The organism is Ohtaekwangia kribbensis, from assembly GCF_042676245.1.
GTDB lineage: Bacteria > Bacteroidota > Bacteroidia > Cytophagales > Cyclobacteriaceae > Ohtaekwangia > Ohtaekwangia kribbensis.
Genome location: NZ_JBHTKA010000003.1, coordinates 494,182 through 516,454, shown reverse-complemented (window position 1 = coordinate 516,454; position 22,273 = coordinate 494,182). Strand labels below are relative to the sequence as shown.

The 22,273-nt window shown below is 40.5% G+C and carries 16 protein-coding genes; 7 read left to right on the top strand and 9 right to left on the bottom strand.

What is annotated here, in order from left to right:
* The first annotated feature begins 281 nt into the window (after positions 1–281).
* From ACFQ21_RS12825 to ACFQ21_RS12810, 4 genes are read left to right on the top strand one after another with little or no spacing between them, the layout of a single operon-like run.
* Complete coding sequence (locus ACFQ21_RS12825) at positions 282–4,235, top strand: hypothetical protein (RefSeq protein ID WP_377579594.1); 3,954 nt, start codon at positions 282–284, stop codon at positions 4,233–4,235.
* 12 nt (positions 4,236–4,247) lie between these two features.
* The gene (locus tag ACFQ21_RS12820; RefSeq protein ID WP_377579593.1) at positions 4,248–11,105 is read left to right on the top strand and encodes a DUF6443 domain-containing protein; all 6,858 of its coding nucleotides are present in this window, start codon (positions 4,248–4,250) and stop codon (positions 11,103–11,105) included.
* Entirely contained in the window at positions 11,102–11,542 is a 441-nt protein-coding gene (locus ACFQ21_RS12815; protein WP_377579592.1) for a hypothetical protein, read from the top strand. Before ACFQ21_RS12820 ends, ACFQ21_RS12815 begins: the two co-directional genes overlap by 4 nt.
* Before the next feature lie 12 nt (positions 11,543–11,554).
* Positions 11,555–12,532 carry a leucine-rich repeat domain-containing protein gene (locus ACFQ21_RS12810; RefSeq protein WP_377579591.1) on the top strand — a complete coding sequence of 326 codons (978 nt, stop codon included), beginning with the start codon at positions 11,555–11,557 and terminating at the stop codon, positions 12,530–12,532.
* Positions 12,533–12,554: 22 nt separating this feature from the next.
* Here the strand turns inward: ACFQ21_RS12810 and ACFQ21_RS12805 are convergent, their stop codons facing one another.
* Complete coding sequence (locus ACFQ21_RS12805) at positions 12,555–12,815, bottom strand: helix-turn-helix domain-containing protein (protein ID WP_377579590.1); 261 nt, start codon at positions 12,813–12,815, stop codon at positions 12,555–12,557.
* A gap of 128 nt (positions 12,816–12,943) precedes the next feature.
* Here ACFQ21_RS12805 and ACFQ21_RS12800 point away from each other — a divergent pair, with 128 nt between their 5' ends.
* Positions 12,944–14,149, top strand: a complete 1,206-nt coding sequence (locus ACFQ21_RS12800; protein WP_377579589.1) for a WG repeat-containing protein — start codon at positions 12,944–12,946, stop codon at positions 14,147–14,149.
* A gap of 290 nt (positions 14,150–14,439) precedes the next feature.
* On the opposite strand, the gene ACFQ21_RS12795 is transcribed toward ACFQ21_RS12800, so the two are convergent.
* The 6 genes from ACFQ21_RS12795 to ACFQ21_RS12770 form a co-directional block, all read right to left on the bottom strand.
* Positions 14,440–14,907, bottom strand: a complete 468-nt coding sequence (locus tag ACFQ21_RS12795) for a JAB domain-containing protein (protein ID WP_377579588.1) — start codon at positions 14,905–14,907, stop codon at positions 14,440–14,442.
* A gap of 4 nt (positions 14,908–14,911) precedes the next feature.
* Positions 14,912–15,826 carry a CHC2 zinc finger domain-containing protein gene (locus ACFQ21_RS12790; protein ID WP_377579587.1) on the bottom strand — a complete coding sequence of 305 codons (915 nt, stop codon included), beginning with the start codon at positions 15,824–15,826 and terminating at the stop codon, positions 14,912–14,914.
* A 659-nt stretch (positions 15,827–16,485) separates the two neighbouring features.
* Entirely contained in the window at positions 16,486–16,683 is a 198-nt protein-coding gene (locus ACFQ21_RS12785) for a hypothetical protein (RefSeq protein WP_377579586.1), read from the bottom strand.
* A gap of 69 nt (positions 16,684–16,752) precedes the next feature.
* Positions 16,753–16,878 carry a hypothetical protein gene (locus ACFQ21_RS12780; RefSeq protein ID WP_377579585.1) on the bottom strand — a complete coding sequence of 42 codons (126 nt, stop codon included), beginning with the start codon at positions 16,876–16,878 and terminating at the stop codon, positions 16,753–16,755.
* Between the two features lie 83 nt (positions 16,879–16,961).
* On the bottom strand, positions 16,962–17,330 hold the full coding sequence (locus tag ACFQ21_RS12775; RefSeq protein WP_377579584.1) for a DUF2958 domain-containing protein: 369 nt from the start codon (positions 17,328–17,330) through the stop codon (positions 16,962–16,964).
* Between the two features lie 214 nt (positions 17,331–17,544).
* A complete protein-coding gene (locus tag ACFQ21_RS12770) occupies positions 17,545–17,784 on the bottom strand; it encodes a hypothetical protein (protein WP_377579583.1) in 240 nt (79 codons plus the stop codon).
* Between the two features lie 525 nt (positions 17,785–18,309).
* Between ACFQ21_RS12770 and ACFQ21_RS12765 the strand changes: the two genes are divergently transcribed.
* Both ACFQ21_RS12765 and ACFQ21_RS12760 read left to right on the top strand, forming a co-directional pair.
* The gene (locus ACFQ21_RS12765; RefSeq protein ID WP_377579582.1) at positions 18,310–18,483 is read left to right on the top strand and encodes a helix-turn-helix transcriptional regulator; all 174 of its coding nucleotides are present in this window, start codon (positions 18,310–18,312) and stop codon (positions 18,481–18,483) included.
* Between the two features lie 331 nt (positions 18,484–18,814).
* Positions 18,815–20,104 (top strand): tyrosine-type recombinase/integrase, encoded by a 1,290-nt coding sequence (locus tag ACFQ21_RS12760; RefSeq protein WP_377579581.1) that lies wholly within the window; start codon positions 18,815–18,817, stop codon positions 20,102–20,104.
* 81 nt (positions 20,105–20,185) lie between these two features.
* On the opposite strand, the gene ACFQ21_RS12755 is transcribed toward ACFQ21_RS12760, so the two are convergent.
* Positions 20,186–21,031, bottom strand: coding sequence for a hypothetical protein (locus ACFQ21_RS12755; protein ID WP_377579580.1), 846 nt, complete (start codon positions 21,029–21,031; stop codon positions 20,186–20,188).
* A gap of 739 nt (positions 21,032–21,770) precedes the next feature.
* A complete protein-coding gene (locus tag ACFQ21_RS12750) occupies positions 21,771–22,268 on the bottom strand; it encodes a hypothetical protein (RefSeq protein ID WP_377579579.1) in 498 nt (165 codons plus the stop codon).
* Positions 22,269–22,273: the final 5 nt, after the last annotated feature.

Here is a 22,273-nt window from a genome sequence, read left to right as displayed (position 1 = left end):
TCTGAAATCTTTTTGAAGATCAAAATATTTTATTTTACTGAAGTTCATACGTGCCTTGGAAATCATCCTAGGTTGTGAGGTTGTGTCTTATTCTACACTTTCGCATTACCTACATGTCCAAGCCAATGTGTATATGAGAAACCTATACTACCTTTTCCTACTAGCATTTGTCGTTCCATTTACTGCCGTTGCTCAAAACTTAAAAGCCAGCCAAGCCCCTGCTCAAAGTTCCTTTAGCTTAAATCCGGATGGATTTCAGGCGCTTCAAAAACAGTGTGAATATGCTGACTGGCCAAGTAGCGTTTCCAATGAATCTGGTGTCGCTAAGTGGAAGGGGTGGGCTGAACATTTCAGTCGGGATACAGTATAATTCGGGGGGTATAAAAAATCAGGTTGATCGGAATAGTGAGTATAGTCCGACTGGTATACTCGGGCTTGGCTGGTCGATGGATATACCACGCATCGTAGCAGACTTTAAACAAACGGGTACGCGACATGATGATGTATTCTACTTAATTGAGAATGATATTTCAAATCAACTGGTTTGCACTAACTATTACAGCACGACGAGAAGTTTTTCCCCTAAAACCTTTTCACCATGGAAGATACTTTACTATCCTAATGAGGAGAAATGGATAGTTACGCGTGAGAATGGATTTAAATATACCTATAGCGCGGTGCAGTGGGTTGTAAAATGGGGCAACTGGATTGGCAACAGTGCACAAACACAAAATCAAAGCAGGCTTGCCTATGTATGGGCCTTGACGGAAGTGGAAAACCTATATGGGGATAAACTGACCTTTCAATATAATTCCGTTGAGGAGGCTGTAGGATCGGGAGGACAAACACATACAAAGGCTTTTTACCTTTCAAAAGTGATTGATTCAGCCGGGCAATCGGCTGAATTTATCTATCAATCCAAACAATCGACTGAGTATTTCGACCCCCATGTAGAGCAAGCCGAACCGGATGCCTATCAGGAGAAATTTGAGACGCAGTACTTAAGCACGATCAATGTTCGATCTATCAAGAATTTGATTTTGTACTCGGTTGATTTCAGCTATACCCTTAGAGGTGAAGGCTCACTTGTCAAACGTTACCTGACATCTGTAATCAAAAGATTTCCTTCAGGCGAAACTCAGCCGGCAATGCAATTCGAATACTTTGCTGAAGGTGAATCTAATGGCTATATAAAGCGGGTATTTAATAGTCTCGGTGCTCACGTGGATTATTACTATTCGCAAGCGCAAGTAGATAATGCAAATCGCAATTACAATATCGCTGCTCCGACAGACGGAACGGCCGGTGGTTACGGCCAACCCAAAATATATACCGTTGGAAGTTATGTCGTTGTAGCATGGCGAAAGCTCAAGAGCGATGGCAGTATTGATGGCGGTCAACGCCCGGTGAAAGTATTGGCTTATCATTGGGATGGCCAATGGAATGTGGACTTTCTGTGGGATATACCAGCGATTACAAATTCAGATTACGAGCAGCTCGATATTGAAGTTGCAGCCACACATTTTGTACTTCGATTTTTTCAATCTCAAAACAATCTTCAATTAATATATGCGGCTCATAAAAAGAAATATACAGCCGGAACAACTATTGAAGCCAACGGGAATAGCTGGGAGAAGAAACAACTTCAATATTTTAAAGTTGGGGGTGGCAGTGGTCATGTGACGGGCAATATATTCTGCGGTGATGAATTCGTAGGGTTCTTAAATCGCTTTTCAAAGGATCTGCATATACTGACTTGGAAGGGCGAGAAATGGGTTGAAGAAACGATTTCCAATACCGATGAGTCTCAATGGGAAAATTTCGTAACGGCTACCGGTAACTATATATTTGTTCACAATGACAATGGTGGAAATCGTGACGAGCTACATCTATACTTTTTAGATGGAGAAAAGGAATGGCAACACCGTGCCTTACCAACCGATATTGAATTCGGAACAGATGGCGGAAGTGATCCTGATTCGCAATGGCACTCGTCTAATTCGATACTCCTTGGAATGGCAAATCAAAATCCTGAGTATATTTTCATGTGGGATGAGAATTACCAGAATTTTGTACAGGCAAACATACTAGGGCGATTACAGGATGCAGCGTTAGTTTATATATCGAGTGATGGACAAATTGGTATAAGTCAAACGGATAAAGGAAATGGCGTTGTCGCCCGCTATGATGGTAAGAACTGGTATACTAAAGGCTTTAACTATATAGATTACAAGGAGACAAGTTATGGCGATGACTTTTTAATGTGGTCTGCCGCAAGTTCCTTCTCACCAATATGCAAGCGGATGTTCTTTAACCCGAACACGCTGACGTGGTCCAACGATACGGATTATGGGCTGGGTAGTCTTACCTATGATCGTTTGAATGATCAGTATGGAAATGCAATTCAAGCCGGAATTGGATTTTCAATTAAAAATGGCACGCTGCACCGCCGACTTCCATCCGGTGATTGGGCTCTTATTGATAATATGCCATTAGGCACAAATCATTACCTGATTGGAAGAACGGCCACGGTGCTGTCGCCAAACTATATCGCCTATGAATATAGTGAAACAAAGTCCGGAAAGGCTGCTGGGATATATATACTATATATTAAAAATAATGAAGTGGTGGATTATACGGTTCAATCACAGTTCTCCTTGGGAGATAAGAAAACTCAAGCTGGTTTCTTTGTCCTGGCATCGGCCTCTACAAATTCTTTGAATCTTTGCAGAGTAGTAGATGAAAAGATATTTGGGATTCAGACACCGTTGATTGTAGACCGCGTAGGTTGGACGGATGGCAATAGAGTGTTTGAGACAAACTATGAATATTTTAAAGGTCGAATAAACGAACAAGGCATTCCGCAATTCAACAGGGCAACCGTCATTCCCGGCGGAGATTATGCGAACAAGCCGTTCGGACTGACAGAGTACTATTTTTATAATGGACTTAACGAGTCGAATTTGACTCTTGCCCCAGCTACGACAAACTTGGGCAAAGAACTTCATTTGCTGGGCGCACCATATCAGGTTCTGGTTAAGAACAGTAACAATAGCTTTAATCAGGAGGTCGCGCGTTCACAGGATTATTATCGAGTTTTTTCGAAGCCAATTCGAAATGCACAATCCCATGTTATTGATTCTGCGTATTATGTCAGAATTATTAAAACAGATCAGCGTCAGGAAGGTATCAACGGCTTAAATACAGCTGTTGAGAATACATATGATGACAAGACGGGATTGCTTAAATCCAAAAAGCAAATCAATTCCATTGGCGCAAACTACACAGAAGTCGCAACATCGGATTATAAATATTGGTGGGAGGCTTATGATACAGACAGATCACGGAATATACTGTCCTATATTATTCAGAGTAAGGTAACGAACACGAAAACCGGTAGTCCAACTTTTACTTCCTGCTCCGCAACCAAGTGGATCGCCGATAATATTTCTGATCCGGAGACGAGTAAGTATTACCCGCAATATAATTATACGTGGCTGCATGATGGTAATTCCGATTTTGCGGCATGGAGTAACTCGGCAGTTCCCGATGGAAATTGGTTGCTGACACAGGAGGTAAAGAACTTCGATCCAGGTGATGGAATCGTATTAGAAACCGAAACTCAGGGTGGGACAACGAACGCCTATATTTATGATGATACACATACCCGTTTATTTGCGAGCGCACGTTTTGCATCAAATTCGCAAATAGCTTTTACAAGCTTTGAAGATAACACTAAAGGAAATTGGTCATACAACAATGCCTTTGTGGTGGCAGGTGATGGTATAACGGGAAATAAGCACTTAAAGGCACAAACAACGGATGCCTATATCTCAAAACAAGTTTCCAGTGATCGGTATGAAGTGTCCTATTGGAGTAAGGGAATGGCTCCGGTTATCGAATTGCAAAATGGTTTAATTATAGCAAGCTCGAATGAAGATGTGAAGAATGGTTGGACGCTTCATCGAGTTATAGTCAGTATAGCTGCAAGTACAGGTACGGTTAGCATTAAAGTACCAAATGGTGGAAGCATCGATGAAGTACGTATAAGGCCCGTTGGGTCTGAGATCACAACCTACGTGTATAGTGATGAGGGAAATATACTCTCACAGTGTGATACGAATTTGTTTCAAACAAGCTTCGAGTATGACAACCAGTATCGTCCGGTGATTATACGAAATCACCAAGGCAACATCACGAAGAAATTCTCATACCATTATCGCGATCAACAATAAATAAAAGCATTCATGAGCAGAAATTTCTGTTGTAATTCCCTACGTTCCGCTGTAGTGGTTTTGTTAGGAATCTTAGCATTCAGTATCAATGCATTGGCACAGGAAGGGCCTGGCGATCCATCGTCAGATGGTACTGAACTAATATCATCGCTCAGTGCGAAATCAACTTCACGATTAGCGTCAGCTACCACTACAAGCACAACTATGTCTTTATCTGCGGAACTGACAGCGGATTCCCTCGCTTTGGTTGCGCTATATGATTCTACCAATGGCCCGTCATGGACAACGAAGACGAATTGGAAAACCGGTAACCTCAGCACGTGGTATGGTGTAACGATAACAAATGGCAGGGTTACGCGTCTTCAGTTAATCAAGAATAATCTTAATGGAATTATACCAGAATCGATTGGTAATCTTACAGGTATCACGATACTCAACTTAAGCGATAACAAACTTCAAGGGGAGATACCTGAGTCACTCGGTAATCTTGTATTGCTGACACAGCTTCAACTTCAGTTTAATGAACTTACGGGATCAATTCCAGCCAGTCTTGGAAATCTTACTCTGGCCACTCACTTCTATGTATACAGGAATAAACTATCGGGAGATTTACCTCCCTCACTCGGTAACTTAAAGAAGCTGCAATATTTGGGGTTTCATGTGAATGACCTGACGGGTAATTTTGACTGGATTGGAAATCTAACTGAACTTCTTCAATTTTATTTTTACGGCAACCCTAATCTTTCCTGTACTATACCTCCGTCCATTGGCAACTTGACAAAAATGACCCGCCTGTGCGGTGGTGGTTGGTTGGACGAAGGGTTTGTTCATACGAGGGTTACAGGTGTTTTGCCTGCTTCACTTAATAAATGTATCAAGCTTCAGTGGATATATCTTGATAATAGTGAGTTTTATGGTGAGATACCTGTATTGACAAGCCTGACAAGCCTAAACTCATTTAACGTCTTCAATAATGAAAACTTAGCTGGAAATATTGGCACTTCTCTTTCGGGTTTAGTGAAATTGAACAACGTTCGTATTTACAATACTCAGATCGGGGGAACACCTCCGACCTCAATCATGAACAGCACGCTTCAGTATTTACAAATCGCCAATTCAAAAATCAGAACATTACCTGCCAATATAACGAGTGCTACAAATCTTACCACACTATACCTGGATTCGTTGCAACTTGCTCAAGTTCCTAATTGGTCTGCCAATTTTTCAAAACTAAATTATCTCAGTGTTAACTATAACGATCTCACAAGTATACCCTCGTTTACTGCTCATGCTAATAAGGCCAACCTGCAATATATAGTCAGCAGAAATAAACTGGACTTTGGCGATCTTGAACCAAACTTTACGGCTGCAAATACTCATCCTTATCAATCCTTTACCTATTCTCCACAGGAAGAGTTGGGCGAAGAACAAACATTATACTGGATATCCGGTAATGCAGATACATTGAGAGTTGTTACCCCGGGCAGTTATAATCTTTATCAGTGGCAGAAGAAAAACAATATGGATGTATGGACTGATTTACCCGGTGCGACATCATTCGAACTTATTTTTCCAAGTGTTGCTATAGCCGATAGCGGCCAATACCGACTGAAGGTTACAAACCAATGGGTCACAGGTCTTGAACTTTATTCCAAACCTATATCAATCAAGGTGACGGAAGGAACGCTTCCACCAGAAGCTACAGATGTAAAGATATGCGCCCAGCACTCAGCTACATTATCTGCCACGGGGAACGGAACAATTCAGTGGTATGATATGGAAACAGATGGAACTCAACTTGGCACAGGCACATCCTTCACCACACCTGTTCTTGACACGACAACGGTATTTTATGTTTCTCAAACAATCGGAGGATTGGAAAGCATCAGGAGACCGGTTAAGGTCACGGTTGATTCATTGCCAACAGTTATTTCGAATGCAGATCTCTCTATTTGCGCGGGCAAGAGTGATATCATTAGTGTTTCTGGTAACGCCTTGCAATATGCTTGGGATAATGGTCTAGGAAGTGCATTAACCTATACCGTAAGTCCATCGTCTACCACGACCTATATTGTTACAGGTACAGGGGGCAATGGATGTCAGGGAACGGATTTCGTCATTGTCACCGTAAATCCGTTACCGACTGCGTCCATCGCACCTGCCTCCCCTACGATATGCCTAGGATCTTCAGCTATACTTACAGCTTCAGGTGGGGCGTCCTATCAATGGTCGACGGGACAAGCTGGAAGAGTAATCACCGTTCGCCCCGCTGCTACAACGACCTATACTGTTACCGTAACCAACAGCAAGGGATGTACCAATACATCATCAGCGACAGTAACCGTAAGCACTACATGTCCGGCTCCACCAGAAGAATTACGCGCAGTAGCGGTGTCCTCGAAAGAAATTCTTTTGACCTGGACCAATGTAGCTGTCAATCAGACCGGCTTTAAGGTTGAACGAAAAACCGGTACAGGCAATTTTACTGCGGTCGCGACCTTGGGCGCAACAGTAGCGAGCTATAGCGATGCAAACTTGCAACCATCAACTATATATACCTACCGAATTCGTGCACTTCAGAATACTTTGGAATCGGAACCTTCCAATGAGGTGTCAGAGCAAACCTTTTCTACCGATCAACATTATCAACGTGAAACCACTGTACTTGTAAATGGAATAACTGATCCTAACGCGGTATCGACACTTGCAGTTGGCGAGCGCATTCATACATGGAATTACCTTGATGGCGAAGGTCGCCCGATACAAAATGTGATTCAGGAATTCTCGACGGCAGAAAATGATATGGTGCAGCCAATTCAATATGATGCATTGGGAAGACAGGCTCAGCAATATTTACCGTATACAATTTCTTCTTCATCACCGGGAGAATTGCGGACAAATGCGATCGGCACCAATGGTGAACAGAAGCTATTCTATGATGGTACAACGACACCTCCAAATATACCAGTGGAGTCTTTAAACCCTTTCAGTGAGCGTGTCTTTGAGCCCTCGCCTCTTAGTCGCGTAAAGGAGTTAAGTTCACCCGGTAGTACCTGGAATATTACCAACGGTAAAACTGGCAAGATGGGCTATAGTTTGAATGCAGAGAATGAAGTTCTCATCTGGCAAGTGGACGGAACATCTTTGATTGCCAATGGGTACTTTAATGCTTCGGAATTATACCGATCCATTCAGGAAGATGCCGAGCATGATACGGTAATTTTATATACGGACAAATTTGGTCGTACGATTCTTCAGAAAAACCGAAAAGGCAGTGGATGGATTTCTACCTATTCGGTTTACGATGCGGCCGGTAATCTTACGCATCAGATTACGCCACTAGCGGTTGCCAAAGCAGAAGCGCAAAGTGGCTTCCCTAAACAGCTTGATGCAACCATCCTGAATAAACTCTGCTATGTTAACAGTTATGATAGTCGGCAGAGATTGGTTTCACAGAAAACTCCCGGTGCCGAACCGATCTATTATATATATGATAAATGGTATAGGGTTGCTTTGTCTCAGGATGGAAGACAGCGCCTGTTCAATCAATGGACGTGTTCGAAGTATGACCGATTCAATCGTGTAGTTTTGAAAGGTGTCATTACGGATAGTCGAACATTGAATGAAATACAGGTTGCATTTGATAATGCAACGGTTCGGTACGACTCACGTAGTTCTGAAGCCGGTAATTTTCATGGCTATACAAATATGTCATTGCCAACACAAATTGATACGGTGTTATCAGTATCCTATTATGATGACTACACATTTCTCCAGGATCAAAACCCGGACGTAAATTATAGTTATAAAAGCTCTTCCCTGGCTGGGCTTCCTTCTAATTTTCTAAAACGAATCGATGGGATGTTTACCGGTAACAAGATGTTTATTCTTGGTACAAATGAATATATGTGGTCGGTAAGTTACTATGATGATGAATATCATATCATACAGACTGTAGGTACAAATCACCTTGGCGGCATCGACCGACAATCCCAGCTATATAATTTTGCAGACTGGAAAACAGCAGAAATGATTACCTATTTTGAAGGCGATGCCGGTCGCGAAAAGAAAATTTCAAAACGTTATGAATATGATCACGTTGGAAGATTGCTCAGGACGTTTCACAAAGTAGATCAAAACAATGAAGTTCAATTGAATGAGTTCGCCTATAACGAGCTTGGTCAGTTGATCAATAAAGATTTACATGTTTCCGGAGGAACGCCGCTTCAATCTATCGATTATAGATATACTATAAATGGCAGTCTGTCCGGCATAAACGCCGATGTCTCTGGAGCGGGTGAACCAGTAGACTATTTTTCAGAGGAACTTGCTTATGAAAATGAATTATCATCGGGAAATACACCTCGTTATGATGGTCTGATATCTGCGATAAAATGGCGAACAGACTTAAGTGGGAATAAACAGGAAGTATATAGCTATACTTATGATGCTTTAAAGCGCCTCACAAGCGGAGTATACAAAGCTGACAGTAGCGGTACTATTAAGGATGTGGACGCATTTTCTGAGAAAGGCATATCCTATGATCTTAATGGAAACATAAAAACACTTTCTCGCTATTCACATCCTTCTGCGATAGAAGAAACGGACAACCTTTCTTATACTTATGACCAGGATAGTAACCATTTACTTGGTGTCACCGATAATTCTACAAGCGAACGCGATTCTATCGGTTTTCATGATAAAAATAAAATGACTCCGGATTACGCCTATGATGCAAATGGAAGTGTGATTAAAGATCTGAATAAAGGAATTACTTCAATCAAGTATAATATTCTAAATCTTCCGTCAGTAGTGCTGTTTAATGATGACTCGTACATTGTGTATAAATATGATGCACTCGGAATCAAACTTTCTGAAACTTCCTACTACAGTGATAGTACAGTCATTAAAAAAACTGATTTCGTTGGTGGCTTAACCTATGAAAATGACGCATTGACAATGATTCATCACGATGAAGGTATATACTTGCCATCCAAAGGATATCAATATTTCTTAAGCGATCATCTGGGGAGCACAGGTGTTATACTTGGGACAGTTACGGATGAATACGGTAGTCTTGCCACGCTTGAAACATCAAGCGCTCCTGATGAGCAAAGTAAATTCCTGTACTATGACGAGGCGGTTAAAATTGATTTTGACCTGTTCAATCATACGCAAGGAACTTCAAAAAAATACTCGGCACGCTTAAACGGTACAGAAGCGGAACGAACAGGACTTGCAAAGAGCTTAAGCGTAATGCCGGGTGATACGGTGCGCATGGATGTATGGGCCAAGTATCTTGATCCTGATCATGACAATTGGACCGCTGCATTGAATACTTTCATGACTTCAATTTATGAAGGGACAGCATCGCCTTCGGCATTTATCGATGGGGGAGCGGTAGGAAGTACTGGAGGAATCGTTGATCCGTATGCTGCGCTTTTAACAAAAGATGATGACTCCGAGATTGGACCAAAAGCATATCTGAATTACCTCGTATTTGATCGTAATTTCAAGTTGCTGGATGCCGGATATGAGCGCATGAGTGATATTGCCAAAGAGGATGGAACAGATGTTGATCACGAACATCTGGAAAAAGAATTGGTGATTAAAGAGCCAGGCTATGTATATATATACATTTCGAATGAAAATGAAACTCCGCTGGAAGTATATTTTGATGATTTCAATGTGGACCATATCGAGGGACCGGTTGTCCAGGTGAACGCATACTATCCTTATGGAATGACTTCGTACGCTTGGGTAAGAGAAAATGAATCGTTCACATCATATTTATTCCAAGGGAAGAAATATGATAGCCTAACACAATGGCATGACTTCCATGCAAGGCAGTACGATGCTGCATTGGGAAGATGGTTTGCTATAGATCCGGAGAATCAATTTTCGTCCCCGTATTTAGCAATGGGTAATAGTCCATCAGCTTCAATAGATCCGGACGGACGGTTCGTTTTTGTGCCAATCATTATCGGTGCCTTTGTGGGGGCTACTGTTGGAATGCTAACCGATCATTTCAGTGGAAGCCAATCAATGGACGGATTTTGGAAGGGCGCTCTAATTGGTGCTGCAGGCGGAGCTGCGGGGATATTTGCTCCGGCGGGGATATTACCTGGTGCTGCGTATGGGGCAGGAACAGGTGCTGGAATAGGGGCTGCAAACGCTGCCTTAAGCGGTTCAAATGTAGGACGAGGTGCTGTTACTGGGGCAATTGTGGGTGGAGTGTTAGGAGGGATTTCTGGTGGGCTTACTGCAAGTAGGGCTGGCGGGAATGTTTGGACAGGAGAACTCTATGATGACTTCCAAGTACAAAATTACAGAGGAGCAACTGAACCCGGTAAACCAGTTGAATTCAATCAGGAAACTTTACATCGTTTTAGAGACAAACATTTCCCGAATGAAAAAAAGGGCTGGTTGACAATGAAGCATAGACCATCAGATTACACAGAAGCTGCAGATGGGACATGGGCGAATGCAAAAACTGGTAAAAGCGGAGTTTTGGGTGTAGCAAAACCTTCAATTTGGGGGGGATACAAAATGAAGGTTAATATTTATATATCAAGAGCAGCTTTCAAATCAGAGCAAGATCTGTTTATAACATTGGGCCATGAATTTACACATCGCCAGCATTACCTTGATGGGCTATATCAGATATACAATGAAAAGGCAATTTCGTATAATTACGATGATTTCAGCGGTATGACTGAACGCGGGGCGTGGGAGTATGTTCAAAATGCCGCTTGGGAAAATAAATGGAATGGCTGGTATAATGGTGCAATTGATGTGCTTCGGAATCAATATGGATTTGTCGTTCCTGATGAATTTAAAAGTCGAGTAAACTTAATCTTTGTAAAATGAACGTTGTTAAATTAATTCCACTAATCTGTATAGTAGTTTGTTGCTCCACAAAGAATGATTTCTCACTACAGGGAAGCTGGACTCGGAAGAGCTTTCTCAGTGTTACTGATAAAATAAAAACCGAAGGGCTTACCAAGTATACTTTCTATGACAATGGAAAGTATGTATATAAAACCATTGGTGATGATATTGTTCTAACCGTTGAAGGACACTACAAATTAATTTCTCACAATGACTCTACGAGTCACCAACTGTTGCTCTTAATACCCCCAGCAATGGTCAACTCTTTGAATGATACTATTAGAGAATTTAAGGTTTTTGAAGTTTTGAAATTGAATGAAGATGAAATGGTTTTGCTTCACCAAACGCAACTAATTAGTAATGATTCTGTACGATCAAAATTTTATAATAAGAAGGAGTTATTTGTGCGTGAGTAGAACAACGTGCCGATGAAGCAAATTTTTGAACAGATGTCGAGGCGACAAGCATTGTCCAACCCGATGCAATGGTGGACTTCGCTCAAGTCGGACGAGAGGATAAGCCTCGCTAAAAACTTAAAGATTGACAGACAACTCAGACAGGAGAGAGGAATAAAGCTTAATTATTCTTTCGGACTTGATGAGATATTTGAAACATATTGGGATAGCCCGCAAGTTTCCGAAAACCTGAACTCTGAACAAATACTTGCCATTCTAAATCTTAAATATTTATCCGTGGCGAAAACTAATCTTGCGGATATTAGCTTCATTCAGCCGTTGGCTGATGTTCAGTTCCTCTACCTTAATGAAACGCATATTGATGACATCGGTGTTTTAAAGTACACTTATAAGCTTAAAATGCTGGATTGTTCAACGACACAAATCAGGAATTTTTCTCCCCTCACTTACCTGAAGAAACTTGTTGAGCTTGATTTGTCATTAACTGATTTTGAAAATGCGACCTATCTCAAGTTCTGTGTTGCTTTAAAAAAGCTTCGTTTATATAAAACGTCTTTGCAATATACTTACGGATTTGAAGAGCTAGTTGGTTTACAAGAACTACATCTGGATTGGAGCCCTGTTAAAAACCTTTGGGGGCTTAAAGGCTTAGAAAAGCTTAAAATTATTTCATGTGACCATACGCAAATAGAAGATTTATATCCTATTTCAACGTTGACGAGTTTAAAGGCTATATACTGTAGTCATACAAAACTGAGAAGTTTGGAATCGGCATATGGACATCCTAAAATTCAGTTCATCCAATGCGATAATACCTTTGTAACAGAGAGGGAAGTTAGCAACTGCCGATATCATGTTAAGTATGTTAGTATTGATGAACCGAATTTTGATCTACTCAATAATCAGGAAGCAAAGGACTATGTTGAAAAAATAAATCAGATCGAAATTGAAAAAATCCGAAGAGATATAAAAAATACAGACATCGATTAGATTAATCGTGAAAACTATCAAATTACTTTCTGTTTTTTACTTCCTTTTTTTGCAATGAAGAAAAGAATTCCTCTGCCGTCATCTTGTGAATCGATAGCAGCTTAACCAACGTCCGTAGCGTCAGGTTTGTTCTTCCTTTCTCTATACGCCAATACTGCATTCTCGGGATTTCAAACTCGTGGGCAAAATCCTCGTGGCTGGTATAGCCTTTCTGTTTTCTCAGTTCAGTAATCTTTTGCCCTATACGTTCCTGTAGGGACTTTAGAATCTCGTCTTCTTTCACGGAGGCAAAGTCGAGACGTTTTTCTTTAAATATTACGCATTATAAGTATACATCTTATAAGTATATTTTTTAAATTGCCTTCGTTCAATTAAGGACGAAATTATTTTTAACTAAAACCTCTCACTCACATGAAGACCACTGTAATTCTCAGGGGCGTTTGCCTCCTGTTTTTTGTGCTATATGTTCACAATGTTTCTGCTCAATTAAGCCTGCGACCTGCATCTGTTCATCCGAACGCGATTGTTATAAATGGAAAGTCAAGCTCTGTTATACTAAATGAATTCAAGGAAGGCGTTGCTGTTATCATTGATGGAAGTACCGCCGGGCTTATCGATGCAACCGGAAAATTTATTATACCCTTTGGTAAGTACAATACCATTGGAAGTTACCAAAACGGTTTTGCAATTGTCACTGACAAGACCAATCATAATGCCGTAATTGATAAGTCTGGCAACATTGTTCTTCGTGGAATAGCAAATCCTGCCTTTGATAAGTCTGGCTATTTTCTGATGGATACCTATACAATCATAAACCTGAAAGGCCAAACGTTCAAACTAAATTACGCTGAAGACGGACATAGTATATATTACCAAAATTTCAGCGAAGGACTTTGTTCATTTCTCTCTGGAAAAGCAAGTAAGCATGGTTATATAGACAGGACGGGCAAAGTTGTAATATCTCCCCAGTTTACACGTGTTACCGATTTTTCGGAGGGCCTTGCCGCTGTAGCCAAGGAAAATGAAGTTGGCGAAGAACGTTGGGGGTATATCGACCAAACCGGGAAAGTCGTTATCCCTTTACAATATAAAAATCAACCAGGCCCCTTCTCGAATGGCCTTGCACATTTAATTTCCAGCACTTTTGGCGAACATGCATGGATTGATAAATCTGGTCAGGTTAAAATAAAACTTAATCCTTCCGATAATTACTATATCGAGAATAAAAAGGATTTCGATTTCACAATACCAGTAATTTTTCTGAAAGGAAAATCCAAAAGTCGGGCGTTGCTTGATGTTAACGGAAATATCAAACCCATCACTATTAGTTATGATGTCGTGAATTACAATCGGACGTCTTCACAAAAGAACAGCGGAGAGTTCGAATGTATCGGTCGTAAAGACAATCAGATTATGATTCAGTCGCATAATGGCTTTGGATTAATAGATGAGCAAGGAAAACTGTTAGTGGCACCAATCTTTGACGAACTTTCCTTTTTAGACCCTATAGCAAAATTGGCTAAGGCACGTTTCTATGATGGAAAGAAACATATTGAAGGCTATATCAACGATCAGGGTGTATTCGTAATCCTTAAGGGCGAAGTATCGAGGTATTAGAAACGGATAGAGATATTAAAATGACATTTGATAAAAGACAAAACGGCTAAGGGCACAAACTATATATCCCTTTATATAGACTATTGTTTAATGTTTCGGTCTACCGAAACTATATATAGGCTATGTGGGATGTTGGGCTGGATAGGTATTTTCTTGTTTGGAAGCGTCCTTTTTATCTTCTTGCTAATACTTGAATATCCGTAGTTACATTAAAATACTTCGTGTAGGAGCCCAGTGAAGTTGGGGAGCGGCCATTGCTAAATGATGCAATGGCCGACCCTTACTTGTCTTTAGGGCATCATCCCTTCATCAGCGAAAGAATGATATCGATGTCGATTTATAACAAGGTGATCCAATACTTGTATATCAAGAAACTTCCCTGCCCCGCTTAACTTGCGTGTCAAATCTATATCGGCCTGACTAGGATCAAGATTTCCTGACGGATGGTTATGTACAAGAATCATTCCGCAGGCTCCGGCTTTAAGAGCCGTGCCATAGACAATTCTAGGGTCAGCTGTACAGCCATCTATACCTCCTGTTGAAATTTCAGATATACCTATAACACGATTGCCGCGATTCAAAAGCATGATCTTGAATTGCTCAATCAACTCAATCCGGTTTTCATCCCAGGTTGCACGAAGGACTTTATATGCTTCATTTGAAGATGTGATCTTCGGACGTTCATGTACGGGAACCTTATTTCGGTAGATAATCTGAATCTCGGCTGCCTTAAACATTGTCTTTGTATCGTGTTCCATGCGACTACTCCATCATTGGAAGAGAAAGAGAATGCATGTGCCATTCATTGACATCTTTATGCGGCATGTATTGATCATTCATCGGCCGATGAACAAGATTTTCCTGAGTCTTAAAATATTCGTCTAGATTTTTTGTGGCTTTAATTCCGGCACTGTCATTATCCATCCAGGTGCATACCGTTTTATAACCGTACTGATAGAAAAAGGCTGAAGCTTTATCCATACATGACAAAGAGTTTAGGATGAATGTATCTTCTTCAAACTTCTTACCGTCACGTTGCGCCATGATTGATAAATAGTCCGGCCATCCTTCAAACATTTGGACGCCGATAGCTTTGGTTTTTGTGCCACGAATTACAGTGATATTCTTTCGGCCAGCAGTTCCCTTAAAGAATGAATTACGAAGTTCATAGCCCCCATCTTCATTCTTAAGTCCGAGTGCATGGATTGTCTTTCCAGTATTGAGGTTTCTGACATGAATTTCGTTTAGGTATTCCGAAGCAATAGCCAACGGAATACCTCGCTTCTCCAAATATCGAATAAGAGCTAGTCGTTCGATGGGTTGAACTTGAAGAATCTTTAGCTTGGGTTCTTCAGTGTTTGTTTCAGGCAGAGCAATGGGTTTAATGGATGGCGTTAATCCAGTCATGTTTCGTAGCCAGCGCAAAGCATCGGATATCGTATGCCCAACATTTTGACGTTTTAAATAAACGCATACAAAACCGATAACATCACCGCCTAATTCTTCACCGAAGTCATACCAGATATTCTTAATGGTATGCACATGAAAACTCGGTGTTTTTTCATTTCTTAACGGAGAGCTATACCAGTAATCATGGCCTGTTTGTTTTTTGGGTGTGAAACCAAGCTTGTCTAAAATATCAATAATGGCTATAGTTTTGGCCTGTTCAATGTTCATTACGATCCTCGAAGATTTTATATGATTGTTGAATGGAGGGAGAGGAAGTTGTTGACGCAACTTTCTCTCCTGTTTTTTTAGAATATTAAATCATGCGCTTTGGCTCCTTCTCTAAGAAACGGTCAAGTTCGGACTGCCAGTAGTAGACGCGTCCGCCTTCTTTAAATGACTTCAAGTGACGTTGTTTACATCGCCAAACCGCTAATGTGCTGAAGGAACGTTTGATATAGTCTGCGGATTGCTTTGATGTCAGTTTCTTGTCTGTCTTTTTGTTTTTCATCTTATCTCCTTTGTTGACGCAAAAGATGATTGATTTCCTGAATCGGTAATTTTTCAGGAGACAGGTGTATAGAATCGATTGAGAGAGTGATTCAACTAGAATCGGATAGATTAATAATAAACTTATGATATGAATTAAATAAATAGAGGTGAGTCATTATTGTATTTTATGCCTCCAATTGACTGACGCTTACAACATATATGAATATAGGTACTCATAGTTGTTAATGTGTTAACACAGAGGACTGCAATAAGAAATCTCCACAAGCCTTGATTTGCCTTGTAGCCACAATATTTTTTTGCTCCCACTATTTAAACTGCCATCATCTGCACTGCTGGATGCTATAGGCTGTTGATGGCAGCAAGAGTATATATCGGTATCATTGTGAAAAACCCAGAGCCTTTATGTTTTTTCGCTCCTTCTTGGTTTCATTTCGTATCGTGTTGCTATCACAATACCATTGAATAAACTCATCCAATTCAGGATATAAATTATCCCGTAAGTCCAGTATATAGTTCTTCCTGATCCATTCATGAAACTGCGCAATTGTTTTCTGCGGATCACTCGCGTAGGGCATAATATAGTCTCCAACCTCTTGAATGATGGCTGTACTGATACGTTGGCGTAATTGCCTGCCGTACTCAGTTCAAAGGGCTTTGCCTGTCCCTTTTGATCCATGCTTGATGCGTATTTCCTCATCCTTTGCCAGCGCTTCTTTACAGTAGCGTGTCGTAATATCAAAAATCATTCGCTGAATTTCTGCTTCGCTCATGTCATTTCCTTCATGAATAGATGTATGCCTTCAAACCTATAAAAGAATCTCGCCCTATAGGGCGAGATCAAGTGGAGCGAATATCAAGATGGTTTCAAGGCTTGTTGAAGATGCTGGCGGTTGACGGTGATAGCCTGCTCTCGTCTCGCGGCCCGCGCATAGACACTGATTGGATATTCACCAATGAAATTCAGGTCATTTGTTACTTGATAGGCGAATTGAAGTGTGATGAGTTCATGAAGATCAACATAGCCAAGCTCGGGAAACCCCAGACCCAGGTCACACAATCCGAATGCTCTGTTTTCATCTTCGGGGTCAAGTTCAGTCAATAGCCAGGTGCATCTTGTTCCCGGAAGAAATAACTTTACGACAGGGCAATGATCTTTATCTCTATTTTCAGGACTCCCGTTTTCACGAAGTTTATCGGCTTGTTCATCTGTAAACAAGTTCATGCGATTCCTTTCTAGCTAGGTATTGCAACTGATTTTATAGGCGCTCATGACATCTATATTTAACAAGGGAGCTGCTATAGCTGGGAATCGTAAGGCGAGGTGAAAAATCTTGTCAGGTTAATAGTTTTTTACAACTCACCTGATTCTATTTTAAAGAATTATCTAGGCCGTTATTATAGTAGAAACTTTACCGATGAACTCGGTACTTCTGATGCTACTGTGAAGTATACCAAGTTATATATTCATCAAAGATTTCATTTACTAGCAGCGATAATGTTTCCGGGGCTGGTAATTTTTCGATGTCTATATATTGATCTGGATTTTGAAGGATGCTATTTTTTGTCGTCTTAATAAAATTTAGCCAAGCCTGTTTTCTTGATGGATCGTAGCGATCAGAAAGCATTTCTTTTAACGGCTGAATATCTTTACTTATTCTCTGCTTCAAAGCCTTCATCCTTCATATTTATATCAATTCGATAATCATGCATAGATAGCTCTTTAATGATTTTTCTTATACATTCTGTTCAATATAAAATTGTTATGCGCAAAAGAAATCTATGCTATCTTTTTTAAGATTGCGCAGCCCGGTGAGTAAACTCGTCCAGCTACATATTTTCTAATAGTTACTGTGTTGATCTTATCCAAATATAAGTATGCCTCGTATAGCTCTCTCATATCAATCTTCCAGCGTTGCTTCGTATTGTTCCGGGTGAAATGAAGAAAATCGCCTTCTCTTTTAAAATCGCTATAAGATGCTTTACCCGTTATGCTGGTAACAGATTTCAGTTCGCTTATTGACTCTAGAAATTCGGTGTATGATTTCATTAATGAAGTAGTAGGAATATTAACAAGATATGATTTTCTACACTCGAATCAATTTGTGATGTACCAAACATACTCCACTGGATAAAGTAGGAGTACGGATTTGGATATTTGTAATTCACAAGAAAAGAACGATGATCTAATTGAATTGGGATTTATGCGACTACCGGAAATTCTAAAGATATTCCCAGTAAGTAAATCAATGTGGTGGGAAGGAGTAAGGATACAGAGATATCCTAAGTCAATAAAGCTTGGGCCGCGGTTCACAGTGTGGCGAAGAAGCGATATTCGCAAACTTCTTGAAAATCCAGAAAATAGCGCATTTAAGTAAAAAAAGTAGTGCCGGGTTGATTTACAATCCGGCATCTGTTTTGGCTATAATATTTCTAGACCTTATATGTAGTTTATGGCATTCTATCGGTTGAGAATGTTGGACAACATAGTCTAAGGAAATCCAATTGGAGCAAGGGCAAGATTTAGGGCAAGCACTTAATTGAACTTTATATAGTCAATTAAGATCAAGTACTTAAGGCACTAAATACAAATCCCTTCGCCCGCTCCATTGCTTTATCCTCCTTAGTCCATACTTGTCCTCATGAATGTGTATAAAATACACATTTTCATGCACTTATCCGCTATGGTGCGTTCTCTTGAAACCAGGTTTGTCCGACACGATCAAAGTCGTATCCGGGCAAGATTCAGGGCAAGGCGCAACTGGGTTTTTGCCTTGCCCTGAAGATGCAACCAACATCTTGAACAGGAACGAGAAAATGACACTCACTGCACTACAATGTCAGAACGCAAAACCAAAAGAAAAAGCTTATAAACTTCATGATGTTAACGGGCTATATTTGGAAATATACCCACATGGAAAGCGCCACTGGCGATTCCGATATACTATTCACGGTAAGGAAAAGCGTATCTCGCTTGGCCCCTTCCCGGAAATACCTCTTAGTGAAGCGCGAGAGAAAGTATTTCAACAGCGCAAGCTTGTTGTGTCGGGAACAGACCCTTCTCTGCTGCGTCAGGAAAGCAAGCGGCAAGCTGATTATCAAGCGAGTCAGACATTTGAACTCGTGGCGAGAGAATGGCATGCCTTGAAGTATGATAGTTGGAGCGAAGGCCATGCACGCAATATCATGCATCGTTTTGAAGCGGATATATTTCCTGTGATTGGAAATATACCGGTTAAAGATATTAAGGCTCCTGATATTATCGTATGCTTGCGAAAGCTTGAAGATCGTAATGCTCATGAAATGGCGCGCAAAGCCCTGCAAAATATAGGTCAAGTTTTAAGATACTCGGTTCAGACTGGGCGTGTGGAGAGAAGCTTTATTCATGATCTAAAAGGCGTGTTGAAAGGTAAGCAGTCAACTCCTTTTGCTTGTATTGAGCCTGATGAAATTCCGGAGTTGCTTAAAGCAATTCAAATGAATAAAGCCCGTCTATTCCAGCAAACAATTAACGGTATGCTATTGCTGCTTTTAACGTTTGTGCGCACTAGCGAGCTTGTTGAAGCTAAATGGGGTGAGATGGACTTGGAAAAAGGGGAATGGATTATACCCGCAGCGCGTATGAAAATGAAACGGGACCATGTTGTGCCTCTATCAAAGCAAGTGGTATATATCTTAAAACAACAAAAGGCACTTCGTGGTAAAAATGAATTTGTTTTTCCAGGTATATCTAAACCTCGGCAACCGATGGGTAAAACAACAATCCTAAAAGGTTTGGAACGCGTAGGGTATAAAGGAAAAATGACAGGTCATGGTTTTCGAGCTTTAGCTATGACGACTCTTAAAGAAAAACTTGGATATCGTCATGAAGTAGTTGATAGGCAACTTGCACATTTCCCAACTAATAAAGTTGACCGCGCCTATGATCGAACGCAATTTTTAAGTGAACGAAAAGAAATGATGCAAAAATGGGGCGATTATATAGAGACCTTGATATAGTATAATTTACATCCTGTGCTCTTCACTTAGTGAAGAGCACAGAGCTTTAATAAAACGAATATTGGACCTGGCTGCACATTTCTAAAAGCCTTCGTGAATAAGATTTCTCAAGTTGTCAATTTCCTTTTTTATTTGACTACTAAAGTGATTTGGAAAGTGATCTACAATCCCAACAGTGCTGGCAGCCAAATACTTTCTTCCGAACATTGTGCACAGTAAGCAATAGCCGATTTCACCAACGCTACCTAATCCTCTTCCATGATCGTTGCTAATTTGCTCTATATACAGAGGCAATGGATGTACCAAATTTGATAACTGTCTGTAGTTTGCAATTAGCCCCTTACAAAAAGGGATTTCCGCTTCAAACTCTTGCCTTGTTTTATACATTTCAGCGCCGTTTAGAATTCTTTTTTTCTGCGCTTCAGTTAATGTTTTAAAAAATAAATGATTCTTAATCCTATCTGTTTCTATAGGTATGCCGTTTTTAAAATCTTCCAATTCACTACTAGGTATATTATATGCCTTACGTATATTATATAACTCAATATTCCGATGGCGTTGCGCAATGAAAAATCTTAGCTCGGCCTCTTCATCTGAAATTTTTTCAAGCCCAAAATAATAGAGGCTCAGAAAGCCTTCGATTAAATTTCTTGAAAGAGATGCAACTGAACCTACATCCCACAGCAGATCGTGCGGACTGCTGTGAGAAAGTAGTTTTAATAAACTTAAGCCAGAAAGAACTTGTCTAGTAAATATTCGACTACTTCTTATTCCTCGGCCATCGGTTGATACACCGCCCTGATTTTGTGATACTAGCGTTGCTGTTTCTACTACATTAATGTATTTGTTTAGCTCAGCATTAAAATCGGCCTCAATAGCTATTAAGGAGGATTTTACACCCTGAGCATTATGATCGTGTGTTTTCATAACTAAATATAGACGGTTATTTATATCGATGATAGCGGCACTTTTATTTTACTAGGAGAGATTTTCTCAATTATTATTAATCAGATATTTACTATCATCAATTTTTAAATTCGAGTACATTTAGTTCGATTAGCCTTCTCGTTACAGGGTGAAAAACAGATGAATGTTTTACTGGAAATCCTTGATTGGTCGCAAGATCGACCTGTCTGGCAACGTGACGCACTACGCCGTTTAATCGCAAGTGGTAACTTGTCTGAGCGTGACATTATTGATCTTGCAAATATTTGTAAAGGCACCAGGGGGCTCCTTGATCAACAGACCTCAACGCCACTTGGTAAAGAACATATACCGGACCGAACCTCCTTGCCACTAAACAACAAGTCAATAATTTTCAATGTGATAATCGATTAATCGCCGTTACAAGATTTTTCGGTGCTACCGTGGTGCTACCATAGGAGATAATTAGGGATAATGCAATGTCCCCTCATAACCTGAAGGCTGCAGGTTCAAATCCTGCCCCCGCAGCCAATTATGTCAATGACTTAATTCATATTTCACAAACGTGCACGCTATAAGTGCCCCAACGGTCCCCATGCCCAGTTAATCAAGTTGTGCAGATCGTCCATAGTTTTTGAACGCGGCTTAGACTTCGGGACCAATTACATCGAGCTTAACAAGGGTGAAGTATTTCCAAATGCGATAGCAATGCCTTTTGACGTTATGAAATGAATCGTAATGCTTATCTTTTTATCTTGTTATACTTCTGTTGTCGGATGTTATCGGCAGTTTCTGCAACGGCCTCAATAAGAGCTATAGCAAAAAATGAATCATATTTAAGAGTAACGCTTTCATGCGCGTAACGCCACTTCTCAAAGCCATCACTTATCGCCTTCATTTGATCAACAAATCTGTCATTCAAACTACATGTACGATTAAAGTACTCTGGTGAAAGAATATCACCCCTAGTCATAAACGGATTTTCACTAATTGATTTATGGGTAAAGATTTCTTGCTTAACTGATACAGGTAATTTTTCGAACAGTTTGTAGATGTTGTGAATTCGGGGTGCTTTGCCTGTTAGGATAACGTGAAGATCTTTAAGATAAAGCTCAACCGCGAAAGCTAAACATACAATACTTGGGCCCATTACAGCAAGCGTGGCGGCATTGTAGTTTTTCTCCAATACCTGATACGCCCTTAAAAAGTCATCGGCTTGCATTCGTAATTGAAAAGACATCGTTT